Origin of the sequence: Phenylobacterium sp. LjRoot97 (assembly GCF_964254345.1) — a bacterium.
Lineage (GTDB): Bacteria > Pseudomonadota > Alphaproteobacteria > Caulobacterales > Caulobacteraceae > Phenylobacterium.
Genome location: NZ_CAXUTH020000001.1, coordinates 2245297 through 2269492, shown reverse-complemented (window position 1 = coordinate 2269492; position 24196 = coordinate 2245297). Strand labels below are relative to the sequence as shown.

The 24196-nt window shown below is 66.8% G+C and carries 25 protein-coding genes; 12 read left to right on the top strand and 13 right to left on the bottom strand.

Going from position 1 to position 24196, the window contains the following annotated elements; translation table 11 throughout:
- Positions 1–122: 122 nt before the first annotated feature.
- The 3 genes from ACSQ2H_RS11320 to ACSQ2H_RS11310 form a co-directional block, all read right to left on the bottom strand.
- Positions 123–2414 carry a molybdopterin cofactor-binding domain-containing protein gene (locus tag ACSQ2H_RS11320; protein WP_436061491.1) on the bottom strand — a complete coding sequence of 764 codons (2292 nt, stop codon included), beginning with the start codon at positions 2412–2414 and terminating at the stop codon, positions 123–125.
- Positions 2411–2881 carry a (2Fe-2S)-binding protein gene (locus ACSQ2H_RS11315; protein WP_436061490.1) on the bottom strand — a complete coding sequence of 157 codons (471 nt, stop codon included), beginning with the start codon at positions 2879–2881 and terminating at the stop codon, positions 2411–2413. The genes ACSQ2H_RS11320 and ACSQ2H_RS11315 overlap by 4 nt, the downstream gene beginning before the upstream one ends.
- Before the next feature lie 121 nt (positions 2882–3002).
- Entirely contained in the window at positions 3003–3710 is a 708-nt protein-coding gene (locus tag ACSQ2H_RS11310) for a helix-turn-helix transcriptional regulator (protein WP_436061489.1), read from the bottom strand.
- A gap of 200 nt (positions 3711–3910) precedes the next feature.
- Here ACSQ2H_RS11310 and ACSQ2H_RS11305 point away from each other — a divergent pair, with 200 nt between their 5' ends.
- Positions 3911–4681 (top strand): LytTR family DNA-binding domain-containing protein, encoded by a 771-nt coding sequence (locus ACSQ2H_RS11305; protein WP_436061488.1) that lies wholly within the window; start codon positions 3911–3913, stop codon positions 4679–4681.
- Positions 4682–4709: 28 nt separating this feature from the next.
- On the opposite strand, the gene ACSQ2H_RS11300 is transcribed toward ACSQ2H_RS11305, so the two are convergent.
- The 3 genes from ACSQ2H_RS11300 to ACSQ2H_RS11290 form a co-directional block, all read right to left on the bottom strand.
- Complete coding sequence (locus ACSQ2H_RS11300) at positions 4710–5468, bottom strand: LytR/AlgR family response regulator transcription factor (protein WP_436061487.1); 759 nt, start codon at positions 5466–5468, stop codon at positions 4710–4712.
- 160 nt (positions 5469–5628) lie between these two features.
- Positions 5629–6687 (bottom strand): hypothetical protein, encoded by a 1059-nt coding sequence (locus tag ACSQ2H_RS11295; RefSeq protein WP_436061486.1) that lies wholly within the window; start codon positions 6685–6687, stop codon positions 5629–5631.
- 152 nt (positions 6688–6839) lie between these two features.
- The gene (locus tag ACSQ2H_RS11290; RefSeq protein WP_436061485.1) at positions 6840–7361 is read right to left on the bottom strand and encodes a superoxide dismutase family protein; all 522 of its coding nucleotides are present in this window, start codon (positions 7359–7361) and stop codon (positions 6840–6842) included.
- Positions 7362–7697: 336 nt separating this feature from the next.
- Here ACSQ2H_RS11290 and ACSQ2H_RS11285 point away from each other — a divergent pair, with 336 nt between their 5' ends.
- Both ACSQ2H_RS11285 and ACSQ2H_RS11280 read left to right on the top strand, forming a co-directional pair.
- Entirely contained in the window at positions 7698–8192 is a 495-nt protein-coding gene (locus ACSQ2H_RS11285; RefSeq protein ID WP_436061484.1) for a DUF3617 family protein, read from the top strand.
- Positions 8193–8295: 103 nt separating this feature from the next.
- Positions 8296–8712 carry a hypothetical protein gene (locus ACSQ2H_RS11280; protein ID WP_436061483.1) on the top strand — a complete coding sequence of 139 codons (417 nt, stop codon included), beginning with the start codon at positions 8296–8298 and terminating at the stop codon, positions 8710–8712.
- A gap of 13 nt (positions 8713–8725) precedes the next feature.
- Here the strand turns inward: ACSQ2H_RS11280 and ACSQ2H_RS11275 are convergent, their stop codons facing one another.
- Positions 8726–9589: a hypothetical protein gene (locus tag ACSQ2H_RS11275; RefSeq protein ID WP_436061482.1), complete on the bottom strand. Its 864-nt coding sequence runs from the start codon at positions 9587–9589 to the stop codon at positions 8726–8728.
- Positions 9590–9729: 140 nt separating this feature from the next.
- Between ACSQ2H_RS11275 and ACSQ2H_RS11270 the strand changes: the two genes are divergently transcribed.
- The 4 genes from ACSQ2H_RS11270 (at position 9730) to ACSQ2H_RS11255 (ending at position 13237) form a co-directional block, all read left to right on the top strand.
- Positions 9730–10128 (top strand): hypothetical protein, encoded by a 399-nt coding sequence (locus ACSQ2H_RS11270; RefSeq protein WP_436061481.1) that lies wholly within the window; start codon positions 9730–9732, stop codon positions 10126–10128.
- Between the two features lie 5 nt (positions 10129–10133).
- A complete protein-coding gene (locus tag ACSQ2H_RS11265) occupies positions 10134–11477 on the top strand; it encodes a hypothetical protein (protein ID WP_436061480.1) in 1344 nt (447 codons plus the stop codon).
- A 129-nt stretch (positions 11478–11606) separates the two neighbouring features.
- Positions 11607–12503: an OmpA family protein gene (locus ACSQ2H_RS11260; protein ID WP_436061479.1), complete on the top strand. Its 897-nt coding sequence runs from the start codon at positions 11607–11609 to the stop codon at positions 12501–12503.
- Positions 12503–13237: a hypothetical protein gene (locus ACSQ2H_RS11255; RefSeq protein WP_436061478.1), complete on the top strand. Its 735-nt coding sequence runs from the start codon at positions 12503–12505 to the stop codon at positions 13235–13237. The genes ACSQ2H_RS11260 and ACSQ2H_RS11255 overlap by 1 nt, the downstream gene beginning before the upstream one ends.
- A 56-nt stretch (positions 13238–13293) precedes the next feature.
- Here the strand turns inward: ACSQ2H_RS11255 and ACSQ2H_RS11250 are convergent, their stop codons facing one another.
- Positions 13294–13860 (bottom strand): hypothetical protein, encoded by a 567-nt coding sequence (locus ACSQ2H_RS11250; RefSeq protein WP_436061477.1) that lies wholly within the window; start codon positions 13858–13860, stop codon positions 13294–13296.
- A gap of 399 nt (positions 13861–14259) precedes the next feature.
- On the opposite strand from ACSQ2H_RS11250, the gene ACSQ2H_RS11245 reads away from it, so the two are divergent.
- The gene (locus ACSQ2H_RS11245; protein WP_436061476.1) at positions 14260–14928 is read left to right on the top strand and encodes a PEPxxWA-CTERM sorting domain-containing protein; all 669 of its coding nucleotides are present in this window, start codon (positions 14260–14262) and stop codon (positions 14926–14928) included.
- A gap of 272 nt (positions 14929–15200) precedes the next feature.
- On the opposite strand, the gene ACSQ2H_RS11240 is transcribed toward ACSQ2H_RS11245, so the two are convergent.
- From ACSQ2H_RS11240 to ACSQ2H_RS11230, 3 genes are read right to left on the bottom strand one after another with little or no spacing between them, the layout of a single operon-like run.
- Complete coding sequence (locus tag ACSQ2H_RS11240; RefSeq protein ID WP_436061475.1) at positions 15201–16007, bottom strand: DUF1295 domain-containing protein; 807 nt, start codon at positions 16005–16007, stop codon at positions 15201–15203.
- Positions 16004–16642, bottom strand: a complete 639-nt coding sequence (gene chrR, locus ACSQ2H_RS11235; RefSeq protein ID WP_436061474.1) for a cadmium/peroxide/UV radiation responsive anti-sigma factor ChrR — start codon at positions 16640–16642, stop codon at positions 16004–16006. The genes ACSQ2H_RS11240 and chrR overlap by 4 nt, the downstream gene beginning before the upstream one ends.
- Positions 16639–17211 (bottom strand): sigma-70 family RNA polymerase sigma factor, encoded by a 573-nt coding sequence (locus ACSQ2H_RS11230; protein ID WP_436061473.1) that lies wholly within the window; start codon positions 17209–17211, stop codon positions 16639–16641. The genes chrR and ACSQ2H_RS11230 overlap by 4 nt, the downstream gene beginning before the upstream one ends.
- 165 nt (positions 17212–17376) lie before the next feature.
- Here ACSQ2H_RS11230 and ACSQ2H_RS11225 point away from each other — a divergent pair, with 165 nt between their 5' ends.
- From ACSQ2H_RS11225 to ACSQ2H_RS11210, 4 genes are read left to right on the top strand one after another with little or no spacing between them, the layout of a single operon-like run.
- Positions 17377–18708, top strand: coding sequence for an NAD(P)/FAD-dependent oxidoreductase (locus ACSQ2H_RS11225; RefSeq protein WP_436061472.1), 1332 nt, complete (start codon positions 17377–17379; stop codon positions 18706–18708).
- Positions 18708–19520: a DUF1365 domain-containing protein gene (locus ACSQ2H_RS11220; protein WP_436063565.1), complete on the top strand. Its 813-nt coding sequence runs from the start codon at positions 18708–18710 to the stop codon at positions 19518–19520. The genes ACSQ2H_RS11225 and ACSQ2H_RS11220 overlap by 1 nt, the downstream gene beginning before the upstream one ends.
- Positions 19517–20773 carry a class I SAM-dependent methyltransferase gene (locus ACSQ2H_RS11215; protein WP_436061471.1) on the top strand — a complete coding sequence of 419 codons (1257 nt, stop codon included), beginning with the start codon at positions 19517–19519 and terminating at the stop codon, positions 20771–20773. Before ACSQ2H_RS11220 ends, ACSQ2H_RS11215 begins: the two co-directional genes overlap by 4 nt.
- 39 nt (positions 20774–20812) lie before the next feature.
- Positions 20813–21367, top strand: a complete 555-nt coding sequence (locus ACSQ2H_RS11210) for a lipocalin family protein (protein ID WP_436061470.1) — start codon at positions 20813–20815, stop codon at positions 21365–21367.
- Positions 21368–21463: 96 nt separating this feature from the next.
- Here ACSQ2H_RS11210 and ACSQ2H_RS11205 read toward each other — a convergent pair whose 3' ends face one another.
- Both ACSQ2H_RS11205 and ACSQ2H_RS11200 read right to left on the bottom strand, forming a co-directional pair.
- Positions 21464–22399: a LysR family transcriptional regulator gene (locus tag ACSQ2H_RS11205; protein WP_436061469.1), complete on the bottom strand. Its 936-nt coding sequence runs from the start codon at positions 22397–22399 to the stop codon at positions 21464–21466.
- Between the two features lie 32 nt (positions 22400–22431).
- Positions 22432–24126 carry an FAD-dependent monooxygenase gene (locus tag ACSQ2H_RS11200; RefSeq protein WP_436061468.1) on the bottom strand — a complete coding sequence of 565 codons (1695 nt, stop codon included), beginning with the start codon at positions 24124–24126 and terminating at the stop codon, positions 22432–22434.
- Positions 24127–24196: the final 70 nt, after the last annotated feature.

Here is a 24196-nt window from a genome sequence, read left to right as displayed (position 1 = left end):
GTGACAAGGGATAATTAGGCCTCGATGCGCAATTTACACCTGACGATTTGGTCAATATTCCTACTGGGCAACGGCTGGATCGGGCGTCACGCCTCCGCCTCGCTAGGCAAGCCCGCGTCGGACTACCTCCTAGTCGACCGGGCCAGCACAGGGCCCAGGTCCGGCAGCATCGGTGTCTTGCGCAGGCGTGCGCCCGTCGCGGCGAAGATTGCGTTGGCCAGGGCCGGCGCAAGCGGCGGCAGGCCCGGCTCGCCGAGGCCGGTAGGGGGCTCATGCGACTCGATGAAGTCCACGTCGATGCGCCGAGCGGCGCCCTCAATACGCAGCATCTCGTAGTCGTTGAAGTTGCGCTGCTCGACTTGGCCGTCTTTCACGGTGATCGCCTGGCCCAGCGCGGCTGACAAGCCGTCGTTGATGCTGCCCTCGATCTGGGCGCGAGCTCCGTTTGGATTGATGATCGTGCCGGCGTCGACAGCGGCGGTGACCCGGTCAATGCGCAAGCTGCCATCAGCGACGGTCACCTCGACGACCTCGGCGACATAGCTCTCGAACGTGAAATGCGCCGCAAACCCGCGCCCGCGGCCCTTGGGGAGCGGCTTGCCCCATCCGGACGCCTCGGCCGCTCGTCGGATGACCGCAGCATAGCGCCGGGTATCGAAGATGTGGCGCGGCATCTGGGGCAGGTACATGTAGCTGTGCGCGGCGCCGGCTCCGATCATGTCGAGGCGAAGTTCGATGGGGTCCCGGTTTGACGCGGCGGCGATCTCATCGAGGAAGCACTCGATGGCGAAGGCGTTGACGACGTGGCCGGGGGCACGCCAGGAGCCGCGTGGGGCTGCCGAGGGCAGCAGGTGGTACTCGACCTGCATGTTGGGGACGTGGCCGGCCGGGAAGCCGTCGGGGTAGTACTCGGTCAACCGCGGCGCAGGAGCGCCGGCGGCGCCCGCCACCCTTGAATGCGTCGCCAGACGATGCCGCCAGCCCAGAATGCGGCCGCTCGGGGTCACCGCGGCATCGAGGATGTGGCAGGCGCCCGGTCGGTAGAGATCATGCTGCAAGTCGTCTTCGCGGCTCCAGACGAGCTTGATCGGGCGCTTGATCGAGTTGGCGATGATGGCCGCCTCAGCGACCATGTCCTGGTCGTATTTTCGGCCGAAACCTCCGCCCATGCGCATCAGCGTGACGTCGATCTGCAGCGGATCGATTCCGGTGATCTTCGAAATGGTCGCCGCGGCCATGTCCGGCGCCTGAGTCGCGATGATCGCCTGGGCGCGCCGCCCGTCAGGGTCGACCGAAACGATGGCGTTTGGCGGCTCCATGCAGGCGTGAGCGACCATTGCGGCTTCATAGCGCGCGGTGATCATCTGCGCTTGCGGGGCGTGCAAGCCGGCGAAGTCTCCGTCCTGCCGAACCACGTCGCCCGGGGTCGCCTCCATCTTCGCCCAGGTTTCGGCATAGGCGCGGGCCGTGCTTTCCTCGGCCGCGGCTCCTGCGCCCCGGCTCCAAGTTATCTTGAGCGCGTCGCGGGCCTGCAACGCCTCCCAGAGGGAGGTCGCGATGACGGCCACGCCTGTCGCCAGCGGCGTGCCCTGCGGGGTGAGGGGCGGCGCTGGCGCGTCGGCGACGGGAATGGGCACCAGCGCGACGACGCCCGGAAGCTGGAGCGCGTGGACTTCGTCCAGGGTGGCGACTTTTCCGCCAAGATATGGACAGCGGGCGATGACTGCGTGGAGCATGCCCGGCATCATCGCGTCGATCCCGAAGAGCGGCTCGCCATGGACGATCCGGACCGCATCCAGCTGCCGCTGGGGTTTGCCGATGACGGAGAACTTGTCCGGAGTCTTGAGGGCGATCTCGCCGACCGGTTCACGCCGCTTCGCAGCCTCGCCGGCCAGTTCGCCATAGGTGGCGGTGCGGCTCGACGCGGCATGGCGCACGACCCCGGCCTGGGTGGTGAGCTCTTCGACCGGAAGACGCCAGCGTTCGGCCGCTGCTTCGAGGATCATCCGTCGCGCCCGCGCGCCGGCCTGCCGCAACGGCGTGAAGCCCAACCTTACGCTGTTCGAGCCCCCGGCGGTGCTCTGGCCGGCGCCCAGGTAGGAGCGGGCCTGGCCCCGAGCGTTACGGGCCAGGTGCAGGGGCATCGCCTGGATCGAAACGCGCTCGAACGGGACATCGAGTTCTTCTGCGATGAGCATCGGCAGAGAGGTCGATACACCCTGACCCATCTCCCCGACGTGGTAGCCGATCGTCACCGCACCATCCACGTCAATGCGGACAAAGGGGCCGATCTCGCCGACGAAGCGGGCCGCGGCGAGGCCGGCACGCGGGTGGGCGAACACCAAGAGGGCGCCGGCCCCGGCCGCCGCCCTCAAGAGGTCGCGCCGGGACGCTGACAACCTGGCCGCGCTCATCCGACACGCTCCTTCATGAGCGCAGCGGCGCGGTGGATCGCTGTACGGATGCGCGTGTAGGCGCCGCACCGGCAGAGGTTGGTGAGCTGGGCGTCGATCTCGTCGTCCGACGGGTTCGGCGTCTGAGCCAGCAGACTGGCGACCGCCATGATCTGGCCGGCCTGACAGTAGCCGCACTGCGCAACATCCTCCTCGATCCAGGCCAGCTGCACCGGATGGAGCTTACCCCTCGTGGCGAGCCCCTCGATCGTGGTGACGGCGCCCTGCTCGACGGCGCCGACCGGGGTGACGCAGGAGCGAACGGCGTGACCGTCGATATGGACCGTGCATGCTCCGCAGGCGCCGATCCCGCAGCCATACTTCGCCCCCTTCAAGTTCAGTTGCTCGCGCAACACCCACAGAAGCGGCTGGTCGGGCGGTGCGTCGACGTGCCGGGTCTGGCCGTTTATGCGAAGAGCGATGGTCATTGGGGTCCCAAAAGTGGCGATCGGTGACGTCGGTGAAACTCGCATCCGGTTGGTTCGACAATGCCGGTTCCGTGAATGGCGTTGGCTTTTCGCCAATGCCGCTAGGGAGCCCGGCTCTGCTTCAGGCCACTGCCGCGCGGTCCCAAGGAGAGCGCAGGAGCGCGTCATCCATCACTCGCCGGATCAGGTCGGCTTGGCGGCTTTCGCCGACCTTGTTGAACAACCCCCGGAGATGAGTCTTTGCGGTGGATAGCTTCACGCCGGTGCGCTCGGCGTACTCGGCGAGCCGCTCGCCGGTTACCAGCGCCGACAACAGGCGGGTCTCGGCTGCGGTCAGCCCGAACGCTAGGCGCAGGCGGTCGGGGGCGATGGTCGCGGAGGGCGCGCTCAGGGCGACGAGGGCCATCGGCTCCCCACCGGGATCGCAGGCCGGCGCGATGCTGGCGGAGTGACCGGCGGCGCCCTCTAGGCCTTCGAGCGTGATCGTGCGGGGCGGGGCGCCGGGCGCGCGCGCCATGGCCTCGATCACCCGATGCAGGCGCACGGTGTCGGCCCGCACTTGCCCCAGCAACCTGTCGGCCTCAAGGCGTAGGAAGCCGCTGTCGATCAAGCCGCGCGCCACGTCGTTGCGAAACCGCACCCGCGCTGCGCGGTCCACGACCAGCAGGGCGACGCCGATCGAGTCGAGGGTTTTGCACATGGTCTCGATCAGAACCTCGCCGGCGCCGGCCTCAAGCGAAGCGGCGCTCATGGTGCGAAAGCCGTAGCGCTCGCCCCAGAAGCTCCCCGCGCCGACAACCGTGCGTCGAACGGGGGAAGCCGCGGGCATTCGCTCGTGTCAGTTAGGGACGAGGTCTGGCGCAGAAGCGGAAGCGGTGTGTCGAGGCGCCGGGGATGGCGGTCCATGTGATGGGCAACAGTCATTGGCGTCCGGAAATTTGGCGACGGGATAGGTCCTTTGGAGCTCACATCCGGCCGGCTCGACAACGCCGATTTCCGCGAATAGCTTTCGCTTTTCGCCAACGCCGCATGATGCCCTCAATCTCCTCCCGAACCTGGACCTCGCCGCTCTTCATCAGCTTCTACGGGGCGATCGCGCTGGGGGTGTTTCTGGGGTTCGCCGGCCCGTTCGGCTCCTTCCAGTCCCTCGCGTCCCCGCAGCGCTACGCCTACTGGTTCGGCCTCGTGGCGATCGGCTACGTGCTGGCGATCGCCACCCTGCAGATCGTGCGTCCCTTGGCGGCGGCTCGCCTGCCGAAGATCGCCGCACTCGCGCTCGTCGGATTGGTCTCGACCCTGCCGATGATGTTCGTCGTGGCGTGGACGCTCGACGTGGTGTTTGGACGCTCGACACCGCCGGGAAGCCTGGTGTCGCTCTATCTCTCGGTGGCGTCGGTCCAACTGGTCATCACCGGCATCGCGGTGTGGCGTCTTCTGGGCTCCGCGAACCCCATGCCGCCGGCAGCCGACCTGAACGCCGACCAATTCTTCGAGCGTGTTCCCGACCGGTTGGGGCGGGACCTGCTCGCCCTCGAGGCGCAAGATCACTACCTGATGGTCTACACGCGCCGCGGTTCGGCGCTCATCACCATGCGGCTTGGCGAGGCCGTGCAGATCCTGCCCCCGCAGCTTGGCTTTCAGGCTCACAGACGTTGGTGGGTCGCGCGAAAGGAAGTCGCCGCTTTGCGCCGCGACGGTCATCAGACGCTCATAGAACTGACGGGAGGACTGACCGTCCCAGTCGGCAGAACCTACCTCGCAGCAGTTCGCTCGGACCTGGAAGCGACTAGCTCCGGATAGACCTCGGCTCACCCGAGGCCGATCGGCGTCACTCGGCCGCGAGCGGCCGCAGAAGACCAAAAGCCGCCATCACGTCTCGCGCGTAGGTCTCGCCGACCGCGACCGTGGCATGGCTGGCCAAGCGAAGCAGGAGCTTTCGTCGCGCCACTCTCTCAATAGCGGTGACCGCGCCGATGCGGACGAAGGCTGACCGACTGACACGCATCATGATTGCGGGGTCGAGGCTGGCTTCCAGGCTGTTCATGGTGGCGCGGGTCATGAACGCGCGGCTGGCGGTGTGGAGGATCACGTAGTCACCGGCGGCCTCCACCCAATCGATCGTATCGACATTGATCCGCAGGGCTCCCCTCCTGTGGGGCACCCACAAGCTGGTGGGGTAGGTCGGCTGTGAACGGACCGTCGCGGCGGTTGGCGGCTGGGCTTGCGACAGTCCCATTCGCCGCCGGGCGCGCGCAACGGCAAGCGCCAATCGCGCGGCGCTGACCGGCTTCAGCAGGTAGTCGGCTGCGTCCAGCTCGAAGGCCTCGGCCGCGAACTGGTGAAAGGCGGTGACAAAGACAATTTCGGGCCTGTTCGGCCCGTTCAACTGCCGGGCCAGGTCGAGGCCGGAACATCCGGGAAGGCAGGCGTCGAGGAGGACAAGATCCGCCGCCAGGTAGGGGATGAGTTCCGCGGCGAGGTCGCCGTCGTTTGCCGTACCGACGATCTCGACGTCGTCGAACGCCTTCAGGAGTGCTTCAAGCAGCTTGAGAGTGACAGGATCATCATCCGCCAGGAATACGCGCATTTTGACGTCCGAACATGTCGCTGATCGAGTTGAGCTGGCGGGCCTCAGCGACGGGTCCGCGATGTGCGCCAAGACCGTGAACGCTTGGAGCCTCGCCTGGCCAGGCGCCTCCTCGGTTAGCTGTAGATGGGAGAGGGCGGCACCTCGCCGTACGCGCGGATCAGGGACGGGCGAGGAGCGCGGCGAGAGCTCGCCGGTCCAGGAGGCGTGGGATCGGCTCGCGCACCGACCATGAGGCTGCGCTTTCGTCGTTGAGCAGCCCCGGGAAGTCGAAGGCGATCATCTGCACGTCACTGGGGCGTGTCGAATCGAAGAAGGCGGTGTTGAATTCCCACGCCTTGCGATCGTCCTGGCAACCGTTGTCGGGCCTGGCCATGAACAGGTCGGCTTCCAGACATGCGTCGCCGGCCCGCTCCTGGGGGCTCCAGTTCGCCAGGCGACCTTCCCACTCCGCTGCGAGCGGTCCTCCGTCGTGCCGGCCGCCGTCGGTCAATATCCTCAACTGCTCGCGAGCGTAGCGTTCGATCGATATGGGCTTGATCAGCTCGGCCCTGGATTCGTGGAAATAGACGCCGTTCGGAAGCTCGAGATAACCGGGACGGCGGTCGAGGATGTGCAGAACCCGCCAGTCGTCGTCGACCCCGTCGTCGACAGGGGACTTCGTCGGCAGGCCCTCTGGTAGGTTCAGGTAGATCGTGGTGCTCATCTCGGTCAGATGGATGATCGGCGGGCCGCCGCACCTGCCGTCCTCGCCGAGGACCGGCGTCGTGACGGCGATATCCGACGCGACGACGCCGCCGGGATGAAGTGTGTTGTTTTCGCGGGTCCGGATCAGCGAGCAGGCGGGCGGCGGCGGCGAGGAGACGCTGGGGACGGCCTTGAGGAGTTCGATCGCCTTGGCGCCCTGGAGACGCAGCTTCGCGGTCTGCGCCTCGGTGAAGCCATAGGCCGCGCCGCTGTTCTGGATGGAGGTCAGGAAGTGGCCGTTCGCGCCCTCGACGGTCCATGTTTCCTTGAGATGGACCTGGGCCTGCGCGGTCCCGGTGAACAGGGCGGCTAGGGCGCCTGCAAGCAGCATCGTCCGCGTCACTCCGTCTCTGTTTCGATGGCGAGAGGGCAGGCGGCGCGCGAGTAGGCGCGTTTGCGGGCGAGCGCCTGACGCGAGCCACAGGCCGCCATCGTCGCCTCTGAACTGCGGGGGCAAGGTGATCCTGATCATGGGGGGCCTTCGTGTAGCGAAGGTCGGCTTCTGCAGGAGGAGAGGTCTCGCCGCGTCCCTCGAATAGGGGAGGCGTGCAGGTTGCCGTCGGCTCGCTTCCCGGGAACGACGGGGGGGATCTGCGTGATGCATCATCATCTTCGGCGCAGGGCTCAGCGCAGCACCCCGCAGGCGAGACGACGACCGCCGCCGCCCAGCGCCTCAGGCGTATCGGAATAGGTGTCGGCGCCCACATGGACCACGAGCGCGCGCCCCTTCAACGCCTGAATCTCGGTGATGCGCGGCGCGACGACGGACACAGCAGCGCGACCGCCACTGTCCGCTTCAATGCGCGGGAGGTCCGCGAGATGTCCCTGCCCATGGGGACCTTGGTGAGCCTGGGTTGCTTCGGGGTCCCAGTGCGGGCCCGCGGCTCCGGCGGCGATGGGTTCGCCCGCGGCATTGGCGGTGTCGTCGCACGAGCCGGAGGTGTGGACGTGGAAGCCATGCGGGCCAGGGGGGAGGTCGTCGAGCCTGACCTGGAAGACCGCGCCCTGGGGAGAGGCCAAGACCTCCACCTTTCCCGCGGGGCCTGGTCGCGGAGCCGCGCTGGTGAAGGTCATCTGCGCCGTCAACGGCGGCGGCGCGGCCGGTGCGCTCGCGAGAACTGCAGCGGCAAGGCTGAAGATCAACATGTCTTGGCGTCCTTGTTGGGTTCGGAGCCGCCTTGTGCCGCCCCGCCGGGCGATGCGCTTCCGCCATACGAAGGATGCCGCGGACGCGCCGATCAGGTCGGCTTGCCGGCGCGTCCTGCGAACAGGCCGCGGCCTAATCCGGCGGTGGGACGCACCTCGAAGGGGATGAGCGGCTCCCCCTTTCGGTGGAAGAGGGAAACGCCGGGGTGGGGCATTGCGGCGCTTGGCGGAGCTTGTCCCCCGCAAGGTCGGCTCCATTCGCCTGGGGATCACACGCCGCCGTCATCCCGCGCGCTCGACGCGCTTCAGCCCGGCCTTGGCCGAAACTGGTGAGACATGCGCAGACTGCTTCCGATCCTCATACCGCTGGCCCTGGCGGGTTGCTCCCAGACCGATCCCAGCCAAAGCGAGAAAGTCGAGGCCGCTACGACGCCGCAGGCGCCGCTTGCAGGCCTTTGGAAGACGACCACCACGGTCAACGGCAAGAAGGCATTCGGCGAAAACCAGACTTGCCAGGGGGCCGACAGCGCCGGATCCGAGACCTCGGGCGGCAAGGAAGGCGCGGCCGGCTGCAACACCGCGAGCCGGCAGACGCGTGCCAACGGCTACAGCTACGAGCTCGTCTGCGAAAAGGACGGCCTGCGCAGCGTCGTCACCGGCGAGGTCCGCCGCGAGGCCCGCCGCAGCAGTTCGACCTCGACGACACGCATCTACGGCCCGGACGGCAAGGAGGTGGGCGCGGCGGCCACGGTCCAGGTCGAGAGCGTTTACGCCGGACCCTGTCCCGCGGGCATGAAGGCCGACGACTTCATCCAGAAGGGAGTGGAGTGACGTGGCGAACCAACGCGGGAACAAAGCGGTCACACGAGTGGCCCTGGTCGCGGCGCTGTTGCTCTGCGCTGGCCGGGCCGGAGCTGTCGAGCCGAAGTCGGGAATGACGCCATTCATTCCGCCGCCCCCGGCGGGCTGGTCGTCGCCGATGCCGCCGAACGAGACGGACGACGAGAACGGCATGGAGCCGTCCGTCAACCAGGGCTACGGGCCGGACGCTCCGGGCGCCCGCGGACTTCTGTATGTCACCCTGAGCCGCCCGAGCCCGCACGACATGCCTTCGAGGTTCCAGTCGCCGCGGCCGCTCGGTCCGAGCCAGTTCGCCCCGCAGTTCGTGGTCTCGCAGGTCAAGGTCAACGGGCTGGACGCCTATCTGACTTATGACGCCAAGGAACAGGGCGGCGTTCTGGAGATGCGAGTCGGGCGGGTCCTGGTCGGAATCCAGGGCGGGGCCGTGACGACGGAGCAGATGGTGGCCTTCGCGCGCAGCATCGATACCGCAGAGCTGCAGAAGTATTGAGCCGTTGAGGCGTTCAGCTCCGCTTCAGCGTCCAGCGGAACCGGTAGCTGAACGCCCCCGTCTTGATCGTCCGCTCGCCGGCATAGTCGTGCTCGGGGCCCGCGGTCGGCAGCATGGGCAAGGTCACCGACATCCGCAGGGCGCCGAACCGCAGCCCCTCGGCCTCCTGCACGCCCTGGAGCCTTTCAAGGTCGATGATCCGGGCTTGGTCGAGCTTGAGGGTCGCAGGAGACATCAGCAGGGCGATCGCCCCGTCGCGGCGGTCGAGCACCACCATCGTCATGCAGGCGACCAGCGAGGCGTTCGGGTCGCCCGGTCCTGGATAGACGCCAGCCGTCTTTACGTCGCCGAGCTGATGCTCGTAGCGAACCGCGCCGCATCCGTCCGAGCCGGGCGCGAAGGTGAGGAAGCGCTGGTCGTCCTCATCGCGCCTGACGACCTGGGCCTGCGCCTGGGCGATGGCCGCGCCGCGGTCGGACAGCCGTTGTTCGGCCGCCTGGAAGCGGGCGCGGGCGGCGGCGCACCCGGAGCTCTCGCCGGCAGAGCAGGCCGTCTCCATGGCTACGACCAGCCGATTTGACTCGAGCATGTCGGCGGTTCCGTCGCCCGCCGACATCGTGGCCTCGGACATGGCGGCGATTTCGGAGTTCTGCGCATCGGTGAAGTCGCGGGCCAGCGGATGAAAGCCGCTGCTCTCCTTGGCGACAACCGGAGTTTCGACGATCAGCCGCTGCAGCAGCGGCTTGCCCGCCGTCCGCCCCACGACCTCGATCTCGTATCGAAGGATCGCCGACTGGTCCCTCAGCGGCGCCTCCAGCGGCGCAGCGATGGCGGGCCCCGCCGCAAGCGCGGCAAGCATGGGGAGATAGCGGAACAAGGCGGGCCTCCAGGCTTTGGCGCCGTCATCTGCGCCTGTCACGCCTGGATAGGGGGGAGAAAGGCGGCGTCCTTCCCCCGGATGGGGGAAGCCGCCGCCATCGTGAGCTTTCATGAGGGACCGAAACAAGGGACGCTACGATGATCTTTCATGCAGTCTTCGCCGCCGCACTGGCGGCGGGCGCGCCGTCGGCCGCGGCTGACGCCATTCCGCCCGAGGCGGCGGCGCGCTGCACCGCCTTGGCGGCCGAAGGCGAGAAGCTCCGCGGAGAGCTCGGGGCCGCGCGCTCGCGAAAGGCCGCAGGATTTCTTGCCGGGGTCGCCGGCCGCGCCCTGGTCTATGCGCCCGGCGTCGATCTGGGCGACAGCCGCCTGGCTCAGTACGCCGGCCAGGAAGTCGAAAGCGCAATCCACGGTCAGGCGAGCGAGGGTCTCGACAAGGTCCGTGGGACCGGGAAGGGCGCTGATGCGACCTCCGCCAAGGCCAGGCTGAAGGCGATCGAGGCCGAGTCCGCCAAGCTGAGCTGCCGGAAGGCCTGAAGTCGGTGCAGACCAGAATTCTCGTATCGCTTTTCAGCGTCCTGGCCGCTGGCGCCGGGACGCCCTCGGCGGTTCGCGCCGCGCCGCAGATCGAAGTCAATTTATCGGGGGGCGAGTCGTTCGGCGGACTGATCGCCCAGCAGTCGGCGAGCGACCGCATGAACGCCGAACTGGACGAGGTGGTCCGGGCCGCGGTGGCGCGCGGCGAGGCCGAGCGGCGCAGCCGGTCGGCCAGCCGTCCGATCCAGACCTATCTGGAAAGCGCCAAGGCGCCGGTCGTCGACGAGGCCTCTGCAAGTGCGGTGACGCCGGACGACATTCCTCCGCTGGTCGAGAAGCACCTGCTGCTCATGGAGGGGCTGGAGCGCGAGAACCTGCAGCAGGACGAACCGACGCGGGGGCAGGTCGACGCCTATGCCCGGGCCAGGGTCAACGGCGTGGCGATCAAGCTAAGGACGGCCGGAGCGATCGAATCCTGGGGCCGGCTGGTGGTCATCGTCCCGCCTGGCGAGGTCATCGAGAACGATCCGATGGACGTCGCCCATGCACGGCTCGAAGACCTTACCCGGCGGCGCGAAGAGCTGCAGGCCGAGTTGAAGACCAAACCCACCTCCGCCTCAATGCGATCGATCCTTCGTGAGCTGGCGGGGATCGACCGGCAGATCAACGCGGCGATCTTTCAGATTACCGGCGTGGTCTGGTTCCAGCGCGCAGGCAAGGGCTCGATCTGCCATCCGACGCCCGTGAAGGGCCGACCTGTGGCCTGGTTCAATTGCGACTACTGGGCGCTGAGCACGCCGTTCGTGGTCGATCCCTCTGGGGAGAACATCATCGTCGACCGGGTGCTGCTCGACATCACCGAGGACACGAGCGGACTAAGGTCTGCACGCATCGCCTACTACACCCGCGGCCAGGGTCAGCCGCCGTCGGACCAGCCCAGCAATAGCGCTGCTGGCGACTTTCGCTATCTAGCTGACGGCACGGTTCAGCTCATCGTCAAAGAGGTCGATGATGGCGGCGAGGAGCGCGAGCGCGCCTATCCGGTCCAGCTGAGCACCGACTCCGGCAATGGGCTCATTCCCGGCTTCTCGGGCCACGGTCCTTTCAAACTCAAATTCAAGCGCGACCCCAAGGCCTACATCAGCTGGGAAGCGGCGCAGGAAGCGTTGGACAACATCGTTCCGCTGGTCGGCCAAACTCCACCGCCCAAGCCGCCTCCTTGGGCGGTCCCTGACGAGGACGGGATCGTCCCGCTCGTCGAGCCGCCGCCGAAGCCGGCCCCACAGCCCACATCGCCCACCCCGGCTTCTCCCGAGGACTATGACATCCCTCCACTGGTCGAGCCCTGACCCGTTCGGGCGTCGCAGACCGGCTCCTGATCGTCGGACGATGTCACCCTTGTTCCACTCGTATCCCCGAACTGATCGGCCCTGGCGGCCCGAGCCTCCGGCCCTCGATCCTCAACAAAGAGACCCGCAATGACCCGACCGGCTTTCGCCGCAGCCACCGTTCTCGCGCTCTGCCTCGTCGCCGCGCCGGTCCACGCTCAGATGGACCCTGCCTCCTTCAAGGAGCACGCGGTGGTGAAGCACTATCCCGGCGCCCTGATCGACAGTCACGACGAGAAGGAGTTCGACGCCACCGACCTGGTGATCGGCTACAAGGCGACGCCCAAGCCCTTCATCACGCGCAAAGAGGTGGAGGGGCGGGTCTACAAGACGTTCTATATCCATCAGGGCGGGATCTCGGCCCTGCAGGTCATGCGCAACTATGAAGCCGCTCTGAAGGAGGCCGGCTTCAGGGTGGTGGTGACGGGCAAGGTCGCTTCGCTGCCATCCATGGAGAGCGCCCGCGACGGGGCGCTGTTCGGCGCCTTTGTCCTCGATCAGGGCGGCCAACCGGCGATCTACGTGAACATTCTCATCGACCCGAACGTCGGCGAGCCGGTGTCGCGCGTGGTCGTGGTCGAGCCGGAACGCATGCAGCAGGTCTACAAGGTCGACGCGTCCAAGCTCTACGAGGGGCTCGCGGCGGAGGGGCGCATCGCGGTCTATGGCATCAATTTCGACAGCGCCAAGTCGGCGGTCAGCGCAGACTCCGAACCCGTGCTGAGTCAGGTCCGCGACATGCTCGCTGCCCATCCGGACCTGAAGATCGGGATCGAGGGCCACACCGACAATGTCGGCGGCCAGGCCGCCAACCTCGTGCTTTCCCAGCAGCGCGCCGCGGCCGTGAAGGCTTGGCTGGTCAAGTCCGGCATCGCCGCGGACCGCCTGTCGACCTCTGGCTACGGGGACAACCGGCCGCTCGCTGCGAACGACACCGACGATGGGCGTGGCAAGAACCGCCGCGTCGAACTCGTGCGGGCCTCGTAATGCGCGGCGGCGGCGAAAGGTCCTGGATCTGGTTGGTCCGCGCGGGCGCGCTCGCCCTCGCGGGCGGGCTCTGCATCGCCGGTCCAGCCTGCGCTGCAGGCGTCGAGGGCGTCTGGTATGGCCTGCGCAGCGACGGGATCAGCGGCAAGGTCAAGGCCGACCACTACACGTTCCTGGCCGACGGCCGGGCCTTCCGCAACTCTCCGGCCGAGGGACTTGGGGCGCCAGTCGACTGGACGCAGGCGTGCCGCTACGCCGAATGCGGGACCTATCAGGTTCGGGGCGGAGAGGTGGTCTTCCAAAACGCAGGATCGGGAACCTCGACCCAGTTCGCGCTGGACGGAGAGGACGTACTGCGAAAGGCCGCGCCGAAGACCAGCTATCGGCGCATGCACCTGCTCGATCAGCCGCTCAGCGGAACCTGGGGCGTCTTCGATCCGGCCGGCGGTCCGCCGCTGGTATTGCTCGCCCTGCAGGCCGATGGCCGTTTCCGCGAGACCGGGCTGCTCAGTTACACGGCCTGGGCGGCGCTCGCGCCCGTGGGGGAAGATCGCAGCGGTCGGGCGGTCGAAGGCGGGGAGGGCGTCTATACAATACGCCGAGGCACCCTCGAGCTGCGTTATCGCTCCGGGACGGTGGCGCGCTTCTTCCTGGCGACGCCGCCCGCGATCTCGCCAAGTACGAACCCGGAGACGCTGCACCTGGGCGGGACGCGGCTTGAGCGGGCGCCTTAGGGCGGGCTTACTCTTGTGCCGCGGGAGGTCCGATCGGTAGCGCTCAAGGCGAGCGGTCAAGCCGCCTCCAGCCGGACACGGTCGATAGCCGCGGCGAACTGATTCAACATGGAGGGCGTCGTCTGGCGGCCGGCGACGATGATCTGATAGCGCCCGACACTGAAGGTCAGTTGGCCCGCGCCGGTCGCCGCCTGCCAGGACAGGTAACCTATCTTGCCGCCGATCGAGACCTCCGAGATCTCAGTGCCGCTGTACGCATCCCGGCCGAGTTGCGGGATCCCGCCGCCGATCAGGTCGCTCTTGGCGAGAATGGTGATCTCCACGCTCTGGCCCGCGGCTCCGCTGGACGGCGCGTAGCGGCCGGAGGCCTGCTGGGTCAGATCTACGAGCCCCTCGGCGTCGTCGTTCGGATTGTTGATCAATCGCCAGCCCCTGGGCGCGGCAGGGACAAACCCGGCGAGCGAGGGCCCGGTCGGCTTGGCTGGGGTGGCCGGTTTGGGCGCGCTGGCCGCCTGCGCCTCGTGCTTGCGGGCTGCGGCGCGCAGCGCCTCAAACTCCGGATCCAAGGCCAAGGCCGAACCTGAGAGAGCGAACGCAAGGGCGAGGGCGCCCGTGCCGATCATGATAGGATGGGACATATCGGGACTTCTGCTGTTGGACTTGGCCCGGCACTAGCGGGGGCCGATCCCGGCAGCTTCCCCCGTTCGAAGGAGGCGGCTGCTCACGCTCACGGCGGTCGGGCCGGACCTCCCGATGTCTGCGGGCTGCATACCCCGAATGGGAGACCCTTGCGCACGGTCTCGAGCTTCGCTGGGGGGGCTTTCACCCGCGGCAGCCTCGCGGCGCACGGTCTCGCGGCGAGGTCGTCTCGTTTCTTCGATGGCGTGCCCCGACCGACCGGCTTCGCCGGGCGCGCGCCCGCGTCGCGCAATGCCTTCATCCTCCTTCGAACGGTGGAAGTAGAGCCTGCGCGCCGGAGCTAGAGCTTCGCCATGTCACGGAAACTAGGGAGCGCTTTCCAAGTGAAGCTCAAGTCTATCTTCTCGGGGGGCGCGGTGTTGTGCGCGCTTCTCTCTGTCCAGCCCGCAAATGCGGCGACCATCGTCACCCAGACCACGCGGGCCGGCATCGAAGCGGCTACGGGTCTGTCAGGCGGCTCCGCGATCGATTTCGAGTCCATCGCCACGGGTTTTTATAGCCAAATTTCCACCGGCGGCGTGACCTTCAAGACTCCGAAAGGGGCGCTTGGCGTAGACACGCAGTACGGCGGCCAATTCAACGCTCTTGGGAAATCGCTAAAGAGCGTCATCCATAGCCAGGTCGACATCGGCTTCGACGAGGCGCTGACCGGCTTTGGCTTCTTCTTCGGCGCCTCGGACCTGACTTGGACGCTCAGCGCCTACGACGCGCTCGGCGGTCTCCTCGAAAGCGTTCAGATCTCGCCGACCGGGGCCAGCAACGCAGGAAACTTCTATGGCCTCAAGGCCAATGGCATCCGCAGCGCGCGGCTCACGACCACCTCTGCGGACTATGTGATCATCGACGATTTCCGCACCTCCATCGCGCCGCTCGGGCCGACAGGCGCGGTTCCGGAGCCTGCGACCTGGGCCATGATGATCACCGGCTTCGGTTTGACCGGAGCTATGGTTCGGCGCTCGCGCCGGAGCCAGATGCAACGTCTGATGGTCTGAAGACCCAGCTGCGGGCCGATTGTTGACCCTCAGAGCCTCCGACGCCACGCGCACTGATGGCGACAGCGACCTCATGGTCGTCATGCCGTCAGAGCGCGTGGTGCTCATCGAAGGAACCCGCGAGCCCACGATCATCACCCCCGGGCGAGACGTTGCCCCCTTCTACGAGGAGCTCGCTCCAGGATTGCCTGAAGGCCAGAGGGGGAGGGGACGATGATTGGCGGCCTCCTCGGCGATGCCAGCGCCCCGGCCATGCGTCTGCTGCGCGTCGCCTAGCGGCGCGGCGGGCGGGGGAAGAAGGCGCTGGTTCGCGCTGCGTACGCGGCGAAGGCCTGTGGGCGCGAGCGGCGCATGTAGGCTTCCAGCAGCGGCACGCCAGACACCCGGGTCAACAGCCAGTACATGTAGGCTGGACCACTGAGGGCGAGCCACCCCCACGGCCAGCCGCCGCCCAGGTCGATTGCGAACACCGGCCAGGCGCACCATCCGAGCCATTCGAAGAAGTAGTTTGGATGGCGCGACCACGCCCAAAGGCCCGTCTCGCAGATCTTGCCGCGATGAGCCGGATCGGCTTTGAAAGCGGCCAACTGGCGGTCAGCCCATCCTTCGCCGATCAAGGCGCTAATGAAGATGAGCGCGGCAAGGCCATCCTGCGCCGATAGATCCGCCCCCGGCTTGCGCGCAGCTACCAGGATGCTGAGGGCGAGCAGCGTCGCGGCGGCGGCCTGCAGCATCAGGAAGCCGAACATCCGCGCCTGAAAATGGGCGCCCCAGTCCTGGCGCAGCCGGGCGTAACGCGCGTCTTCCGGCTGCGTTGCGGCGCGCGCTGCAATGTGCAGGCCCAGCCGCAAACCCCAGGCGCCAATCAACAGCGCCGCCAGCAATTGGCGCGCCGTGGGCGGCGAGCCTTCCAGCGGGAATAGCGCCACAAGGACGCCCGTCGCGCCCAGGCCCAGCGACCAGAACGCGTCGGCCCACCCGCCTTGTCCGGTGCCGCGCTGAATCACCCAGGCGGCGGTCATGACCAGCACCAGGACGAGGGCCGCTGCGGCCCACAGCGCCAGCAGGCCGCCGATCACAGCCGAATGAAGGGGCGGATCAGCAGACCCAGCCACCCATCCGGCCGAATTTGTCCATCAAGGGCGACGACGCAGAGGCACGGCTCGTCGGACACGACGCGCGGCCGGTGCAACACCGCCTCATCGGCCTCTTCCAGGTCGCCGACGTCGAACCGCGTGGTTTCCGTGGCGTAGGCGCCAGACAGCACGCAGGTAAGTTCGACCCCGCCGTGGGTGTGTCGGGGCGTCTCTCGGCCGGGGTCGATCTTCAGCAGGATGACCCGGCAGTCGCCGTCGCGCGGCGCGTGGACGTCACGCGCTCTGATGCCGGGCCCGATCCACCGCCACGGGCCCAGGGCGTAGTTTCGCAGGGGCTCAGGCAGTTCGGGCATGTCATTCAAGGGCGGCGGCGTCCGCACCTCGCCGGCGTCGGTCTCGATCCGGGCCATGGCGCGCGCCAGCGCGCCCTGAGAAAGCGCCGAGGGTTGAGCTTCTTCGAGGAACTCGCCGCCGATCGCCTGTAGTTGTTTCACCCAGGCGCTATTGGCTGGGCGCAAGGCGAGATGGGCGGCCACCACCACTGCTTCGGGCGGACTTAGCGTGCCGGCCGCATAGGCGAGCAAGCGTTCTTCGGAGGGGTTATGAGCAGGGTTCACTGGGACGCCTCCTCGGACGGCTCAAGGATGCTGCGCAGCTTGATCATGGCGTTGCGGATTCGGGACTTGACCGTGCCCAGCGGCAGGTCGAGCTGCCGAGCGATTTCAGAATGCGGATTGTCTAGGAAGAAGGCGAGGCGAAGCACCTCCACCTGATCCGGATTCAGCCGCGACATTGCCTTGCGCACGCGCTGGGCGTCTTCAGCCATGACCAGCAAGTCGTCCGGGCGCGCCAGTTCATCCTCGGCGAGATCGATGTGCGGCAGAGGCGGAACCCGCGAGTCGCGACGAAACGCGTCAGTGCGCCGATTTCGAGCAATGGTGAAGATCCAGGTCGCGGCGCGAGCTTTGCGCGCGTCGAACAGGTCGGCCTTGCGCCAGGCCGTCAGCATGACGTCCTGAGCGAAGTCTTCCGCCGCCGCGGCGCTGGTCCCGGACTTCATCAGCCAGGCCTTGAGGCGAGGGGCGAAGTGCTCGAACAACTGGGCAAAGGCCTCGCGATCTCGCCGCAAGGCGACGGCCTCAATCAGCCGGTCGTGCAAAAGCGCGTCGTCGGCCTCGGTGTTCATCGCACCATCACGCTTGGCCGAGGATGCGAAAGATGGGGCTTCACCATGCATGGAGCCTAATACGGTTCGCGGAAAAATCTGGATCAATCCCGATCCGCTGGAGGCGGCGGCGCGTAGTGGAGTTGCTCGCACCGCTGTGAGGCGCGGGCTTTGCCGGAGCCTTCCATGTCGCCTTACCTCGCCGCCAGCGCCCCTCTGAAAGTGGCTGTGGTGGGTTCTGGGATCGCCGCCCTGTCCTCGGCCTGGCTCTTGTCCCAGCGTCACCAGGTGACGGTCTACGAAAAGGCCGATCGGCTGGGCGGCCATTCAAATACGGTGACCGCCGAAACGCCGATGGGCGAGGTCCCCGTCGATACAGGCTTCATCTGCTTCAACGACGCGACCTATCCCAACCTCATCGCCCTCCTTTCGCACCTTGGGGTGAAGAGCCGCGCGACGGACATGTCCTTCGCCGTGTCCCTGGACGAGGGGCGTTTTGAGTACGCTGCGCCAGGGCTGTTCGCACAGCGTCGTAACCTGGTCAGTCCGCGCTTCTGGTCGATGCTGAGCGAGATCCTGCGGTTTTATCGACAGGCCCCGGGCGATCTGGCCGGACTGACCGACCCCGACCTGACCCTGGGCGACTACCTCAAGCTTCAGGGCTTCAGCGAGGCCTTCCGCGATGATCATCTGCTGCCTATGGCGGCCGCCATCTGGTCATCTCCCGCCCACACGTTGATGGACTATCCTGCCGAAGCCTTCATCCGGTTCTGCGGCAATCATGGGCTCTTGAAGCTTGTCGATCGGCCCCTGTGGCGGACGGTGGAGGGGGGCAGTCGCACCTATGTCGAGCAACTGGCCCGGAATATCTCTGACATACGTCTCAGCGCCGGGGTGCGGGCCGTGCGCCGTACCGCCCAGGGGGTGCTGATCCACGACGACCAAGAACGTGTTGAACGCTTCGACCACGTCGTGATCGGCGCCCACGCCGACCAGGCTCTGGCCATGTTCGACGACCCGAGCGATCTGGAAAGGCAGATTCTCGGCGCCATCAAATACAGCCGCAATCTCACGGTTTTGCACGCTGATCGCGGCCTCATGCCCCGCCGGCGCCGCGCGTGGGCGAGTTGGAACTACATCGGTACGGGCGAGGGGCTCTGCGTCACCTACTGGATGAACCGGCTCCAGGGCCTGCCGGGTCAGGACCTGTTCGTCACGCTAAACCCGCCGCGCCCGCCGAAGCCTGGAGCTCTGCTGCGCAGCGAGATCTACGAGCACCCGGTCTTCAATCCGGCCGCCATCCAAGCCCAAAAGCGGCTCTGGGACATTCAGGGGCGGGGCGGAGTCTGGTTCTGCGGAGCCTATTTCGGCGCCGGCTTCCATGAAGACGGCCTGCAGTCAGGGCTGGCGGTCGCAGAACAACTCGGCGGCGTGCGACGCCCGTGGTCCGTCGAGCGCGAGAGCGGACGCATCCATCTGTCAGCGGCAGCGCCGAGCGCCATAGGGAAGGCCGCTTGATGCAGACTTCGGCGCTCTATCTGGGCCGGGTGACCCATCAGCGAACCCGGCCCGTGACGCACAGATTCGGTTATCGCGTCTTCTGGCTGTTGTTGGACCTTGCCGACATTGACGGGGCCAACCGACGGCTGCGGCTCTTCTCGCGCAATCGGTTCAACCTGCTGTCGTTCCACGACCGTGACCATGGCGATGGATCAGACGAGACGCTCCGTCGCCAAATCACGGTCTGGCTCGACAGGGCCGGGATCGACATCGGAGACGGTCCCATCCGTCTGCTCACCATGCCGCGCGTGTTGGGTTACGTGTTCAATCCCATCAGCTTCTACTTCTGTCATCGGCCTGACGGGCGGCTGGCGGCGATGGTCTATGAGGTGACGAACACCTTTGGCCGACGCCATTCCTATGTCGTACCCATCCGTCCCGAGGATCAAGCCGCCGGCCTGATCCGCCAAAAGGCGGCCAAGGACCTCTACGTCTCGCCCTTCATGGGCATGGACATGAACTACGAGTTCCGCGGTCGTGCGCCGCAAGAGCGCTTGAATCTGACGGTCCGGGGATTGGCCGCAAACGGTCTGCTGATCACGGCCGCCATGTCGGCCAGACGCCGCCCGCTGCAGGACACTGAACTTCTTTCGGCGGTCCTCTTCCTCCCCTTCATGACCCTCAAGGTGATGGCCGCCATTCACTGGGAGGCTCTAAAGCTCTGGTTCAGAGGCGTCCCGTTGACCCGCCAGCCGCCGCCAGCGCGTGAACCCGTCACGATTCAGCCTGCCGCACCTCGCGTCCGCACCGCAAGCGGGGCCGCCCGATGATCCTTTCCGGCGCCCGCCAGCCGCGGCGGGCTGCGAATTTCCGCTCCGACCGCAGGGCGAACCAGCCGGCGTCGCCGTTCTTCGATGCGTTCTGGCGGCGGCTTGCGGCCAACTGGACCTGGGGGCGATTGACTCTGAAGCTCCCGGACGGCTCCCAACGCGTGTTGACCGGCACGGAAGCTGGTCACTCGGCGGAAATGACGGTCAGCGACTATCGCTTCGTCGTCCGCGTGCTCAAGAGCGGCGATATCGGATTTGCCGAGGGCTTTATGGCCGATGATTGGGACACGCCCGACCTGGCCGTCCTGCTTGAGACCCTGGTCCACAACTATGAGCACATTCGCCGTCTCTACGACGGCAGCCGGATGATCCAGGCGGTCAACTGGCTGGGAAACAAATTGAACCGCAACAGCCGCAGCGGAGCGCGCCGCAACATCCACGCCCACTATGACCTCGGGAACGCCTTCTATCAGGCGTGGCTGGATCCCTCGATGACCTATTCCAGCGCGCGTTTCGACGAGCCCTGCCAACCGCTGGAGGAGGCCCAGCGCGCCAAGTATCGCTCCCTGGCGCAGATGATGGAGCTCCAGCCTGGCCATACCGTCCTGGAGATCGGGTGCGGTTGGGGCGGGTTTGCGGAATTTGCAGCGCGCGAGGTCGGCGCCGTCGTGACGGCGATCACCATCTCGCGCGAACAGTACGAGTTCGCCCGGCGCCGCATGTTCGCGGCAGGCTTGGCCGAACGGGCGGAGATCCGGCTCATCGACTATCGAGATGTCGAGGGACAGTTCGACCGTGTCGCCTCGATCGAGATGTTCGAGGCGGTGGGCCGTGAATACTGGCCGGCCTTTTTCAGCAAGCTCCACGACGTATTGACGCCGGCGGGCCGAGCCGGCCTGCAGATGATCACTATTCAGGACGACCTGTTCGACGGCTACGCCGCCCGAGCGGACTTCATCCAAAAGTATATCTTCCCAGGGGGCTTCTTGCCCTCGGAGTCGATGGTGTCGCCGGTGATCGCGCAGGCGGACCTCCGGTGGGAAAAGGTCGAACGCTTCGGCGGCGACTATGCCGACACGCTCGCCCAATGGGCGCGTCGTTTCGAGGCGGCCTGGGAGGAAGTGCGCGCGCAGGACGTGCGGTTCGACGAACGCTTCCGACGCCTGTGGCGCTTCTACCTTGCCTTCTGCGAGGCGGGGTTCCGGTCCGCGCGCACCGATGTGATTCAGCTCTCGCTCGCGCGAGCGGCGTGAACCCAAACCTGTTCAATTCCGCAGAAAAGCGCCCCTCCCATGATCCGAATGCGCGACGTACGATCTCTCCTGCTGGCGGCCGCCGTCCTGGCCCTGCCGGCTTGCGCCACCCTTGAGCGCGGCCCCGTCGGCAATTCGGCCGTTCCACAGCCAGCCAAGTCCGTGGACCTGAACCGTTATGGCGGTCTCTGGTACGAAGTGGGCCGCTACGAGAATGGCTTCGAGCGCGGTTGCGAAGAGGTGACGGCCGAGTATTCGCTTCGCGACGATGGGCTCGTCTCGGTCATCAACGCCTGCCGGCAAGGAGGCCCGGGCGGAAAGCTGAAGAGGGTAGAGGGCAGGGCCAAGGTGGTGGCCGATAGCGGCGACGCCAAGCTGAAGGTCTCCTTCTTCGGTCCATTCTATGTCGGAGACTACTGGGTGCTGGACCGTGCCGACGACTATTCATGGTCGATCGTCGGCGAGCCGTCGGGCCGCTATCTTTGGCTCCTGAGCCGCTCGGCCCGGCCGTCCGCCAAGCTGCGGGCCGAAATCATGACCAAAGCCGCGGCGCTGGGCTACGACCTGAGCCTTGTCCATGAGACGCGGCACTAGACATCGCACGATGCGGGGCTGTCTTTTGCGATAGATCCCTGGTGTCCCGTGACCGACCTAGTCGGGCTCAGTTGGCGCGGAGCAGACGTCAACCGCTCAGGCAGGCAAACTTGTCGGTCGGGGCAGTTGGCGACCAGCCTCGAGCAGAAGCCCCCTGAACCAGGCGTGGGCCGGATCGCGTTCCACCGCGCGGCCCCAGTAGGCCGTTAAGTTGATCGGCGAGAGCGGGAAGGGGGCTTCGAGGATGTCTATCTCGTGGCTGCGCTGGAAGCGTTCGGCGAGCCGGCGCTGGACCAGGGCCAGGGTCGAGGAGGCCTCCACGATCCCGGGTAGGCTGAGGAACTGCTGGACCATGACCAGATCGTGCTGATGGACGCCGATCTGGCGGAAGTTCACGTCCTGGTGGGTGGCGGTGTTCTTGGGGGACATGCGGAACCGTGCATGGCGGCTCGCCTCGTACAATTCGCGGGTCAAGGGAGCATCGAAGGTGCGATGCCGCCGTGATGCGATCACGACCATGTCGTCTTCGAATAGCAGAGCCGAGGAGATATCGCGCCCCAGGCCCGTGGCCGTGTCATCCGGGATGGCGACGACGTCCACCGTGCCGCGGACGATCTGGGACTGGAGGTCAGTCGGAACGTCGACGAAATAGACCGAGGCGTTGGGCGCCTGTTCTGCGAAGAGCCTGGCAAGGGTAGGGGCCAGCAGGAAGGTCACATAGTCGGCGGTGGCGACGACGAAGCGCCGGGTTTCGGTCGAGGGGTCGAATTCCGGCGGCCGCAGTAGGCTCTCGACCTCCAGGCAGGCGCGCTCGGTCTGCTCGATCAGTTGGGCGCCCTTCTCGGTGAGCTCGAGACGTCGCCCGACCATGACCAGGAGGTCGTCATGGTAGGTCTCCCGTAGCCTTGCGAGCGCCGCGCTGACAGCCGACTGGCTCAGGCCGACGATTTCCGCCGTTTTGCCCACGCTTCGGGTGCGCAGAAGCTCCCGCAGGATCGGAAGGAGGTTCAGGTTATGGCGGCGCAGCAGCAAATCTTAAGTTTCCGGAGAGGGGCCGGGCTCGGTTAGCTTGCGGAAGCCAGGGCAGGTTGTCGACCGGGCGAGGGGCTGGGCAGCGCACCTCGCAGGCGCGCGACCAAGGCTTGCGGCTGTTCGGGTGGGGAATCTCCCCGCCAGGCGACATGCTGGTCGTGCCGCACGATCAACAGACGGTGCTTGAACTCGGGCCGGTCCGGGCGTTCGGCGTTGATGACCTTCAGGGGGACTCCGGCGTCGTGAAACGCGGCGATGAGCCGCGTCAGCTCCTGGGGGCCGAAACTGAGCAGCGTGTAGTCGGGTCCAAGCAGGTCATAGATCGACTGGGTGCCCGCCTCGTCGATCCAGAAGTGAGGCATGCGCGCGCCAGGCGCAGTCGAGGGCGTAGCCTGGCCCATGCTGTAGGAAGGCGGCGCCTCGTCGTCATAGGCGATCAGCGGTGAAGCGTCGTAGTAATAACCGAAGTTGAGGCCTGCTGGCGCGAACTGCGGGCGGTTGCGTTCTTCCGCGGCCGCACCGAACGCCGAGCGGAAGGTCGCGTCTTCGGGGCTACTGCCCTCCAACTTCTTGAGCAGCTCGTCGGTCAGTTCGTAGGCGTCGCGGTTCTGCTGTCCCATACCGGCTGCGAACCGGGAGACCTGTTCGGTGATCGGATGCCGCTCGGCTTCGTGCGCGTCGAGGATCGCCGGGTCGGCCCACCCCTTGAGCACTGCAGCGAGGACGAAGGAAAGGTTCATGGCGTCGGCGACGCCAGCGTTCATGCCGTATCCGGCCAGGGGCACCCAAAGGTGCGCGGCGTCGCCGGCGATGAAGACATTCTGGTCGCGGAACCGCTCTGCGACCATGCGCCGGCCGACCCAGTCTTCGTGGTTCAGCAGTTCGTATGTCCAGTCGGGGCCCATTCCCAAGACATCGCGCAGCGAGCCATCGAGGTCGATCGAGTTGAAGTCGCCGTCGTAGGTCGCCCGATGGACGAGCCACAGCTCGCGTCCGTCGATCGCAATGACGGTGCCGCGGCCTTGCCTGCCCAGCACGTGGGTCATCCAGGCCGGGCGGTGATCGCCGAACTTCGTCAGCACGTCCTTTGATCGGATCAGCGAACTTCGGGTCCGGCTGATCTCGTCGTCACCCGTCAGACGAAGGCCAAGCTGCTTGCGGATGGTGCTGCGGCCGCCATCGCAGCCGACGAGGAAGCGGCTGCGCAACGTGACTTGGACATCCTTGACCACGTCCGTGGCAGTCAGGGTGACGCCGTCCGCGTCCTGCTCGAAGCTGTCCGCCCGCATCGAGTTCAGCACCGTGATGCCTGGCAGGTCCAGCATGCGGGCGTACAGGATCGGCTCAAGATAGAGCTGGCTGGCCCGAACCACAGGTTCGGGGGTCTCCCATGTGCTGTCCGGCCATCCGCCTTGTGAGCGCTCGTCGCGCGACGGCATTCTGATGCGGCCGATCTCCTGGCCGCCGAGCGACGTCGTGATCAGGAAGTCGGTTGGATAGTCGTCGGGAAGGCCGGACGCTCGCACCTGATCGGCGAGGCCGAAGCGCCGGAACACCTCCAGCGTCCGCGACGCCACGGTGTTGCACTTGGTCGAGGGCGGCGCCCCGGGCGCGCGCTGCTCGAGGATGACGACCTTGAGGCCCCGGAGCGCGGCGTCGATCGCCAGCGACATGCCGACGGGCCCGGCGCCTGCAATGGTGATGTCGGCCTGATAGTCGGCTTTCATAGGCCCTCCCAAGGTTCTCTGACCTTCACGCGTCGCACTCGGTGGCGGGACAATCCGAGACCCTGGGCGC